Source organism: Streptococcus sp. Z554, from assembly GCF_053010305.1.
The window spans coordinates 1-1556 of record NZ_JBRKNV010000018.1 but is presented as its reverse complement, the minus strand read 5'-3'; the positions used below and the strand labels follow the sequence as shown (position 1 = coordinate 1556).

At 43.7% G+C, this 1556-nt stretch carries 1 pseudogene; it reads left to right on the top strand.

Features of this window, described 5'->3' with window-relative positions:
* Positions 1-1556, top strand: a pseudogene (locus ACVC7R_RS08460) (hypothetical protein); the annotation flags it as partial.

Below are 1556 nucleotides of genomic sequence, written 5' to 3'. Positions count from 1 at the left end.
GATGTACCAGCAACCTTTGAAGATGGTTCAACAACTAAGGTAATTCCAGGTGAAGGAACATACACAGTAGCACCAGATGGAACAGTTACATTCGTACCAGAAAAATCATTCACAGGAACAGGAACAGGCGTGACTGTTAAACGTGTAGACAAGAACGGTACACCAGTTACAGCTAAGTACACACCAACAGTAACTCCAGTAACACCAACAGCAACTCCAGCTGAATCAGTAGCACCTCAAGGTGTGGTTCAAACTGGAACTGTAACCTTCACAGAAGGTGATCCAGTTGCACCAATCGACAAGGATACCATTACGCTTCTTGATGAAAATGGTCAACCAGCTACATCAGTAGATGCTAAATCACCAGAAGGTAAGGTTATCGGTACCTTCACAGTTGACAAGGAAACAGGTGTTGTAACCTTCACTCCGACTGATAAATCATACTCTGGCGAAGTCGTTCCGGTTAAGGTTCAAGCTAAGGATGCCAACGGTACTCCAGCTGAAACAACGTACACACCTAAGATTACTCCAGTAGTTCCAACAGCAGACCCTGCAACATCAACAGATATCCAAGGTAAGACACAAACAGGAACACCAAGCTTTACACCAGGTAATCCAGATGTTCCAATGGATGATGATGTACCAGCAACCTTTGAAGATGGTTCAACAACTAAGGTAATTCCAGGTGAAGGAACATACACAGTAGCACCAGACGGAACAGTTACATTTGTACCAGAAAAATCATTCACAGGAACAGGAACAGGCGTGACTGTTAAACGTGTCGATAAGAATGGTACACCAGTTACAGCTAAGTACACACCAACAGTAACACCAGTAACACCAACAGGTGAACCAGCTACAACTATTGGACCAAAAGGTCAAGAACAGTCTGGCAAACCAACATTCAAAGAAGGCGACAGCCGTGTTCCAATGAATGATGATGTACCAGCTACATTTGACGATGGTTCAACAACTAAGACTATTCCAGGTGTTGGTACATACACAGTAGCACCAGACGGAACAGTAACCTTCAAACCAGAACCTGAGTTTACAGGAACAGCTCCATCAGTTACAGTTGTTCGTGAAGATATGAACGGAACAAAAGCTTCTGCAACATACACACCAACAGTAACACCAGTTACTACATTTGTAGATAAAGATGGTAAAGCAATTCCAGGTTATCCAACAGAAGATGGTGAAAATCCTAAGAAAGATATTCCAGGCTACCGCTTCGTAGAGACTAAGAAACTTCCAAACGGTGACACAGAACATGTCTACGAAAAAGTGAAGACTAGTCACAAGGATAAAGATGGAAACGAAATTCCAGGATATCCAACAGAAGATGGCGAAAATCCTAAGAAAGATATTCCAGGCTACCGCTTCGTAGAGACTAAGAAACTTCCTAACGGCGACACAGAACATATCTACGAAAAAGTGAAGACTCCAGATCCGAAACCAACTCCAGATCCAGAGCCAACTCCAGATCCAGAGCCAACTCCAGATCCAGAGCCAACTCCAGATCCGAAACCAACCCCAGATCCAGAGCCAACTCCAGA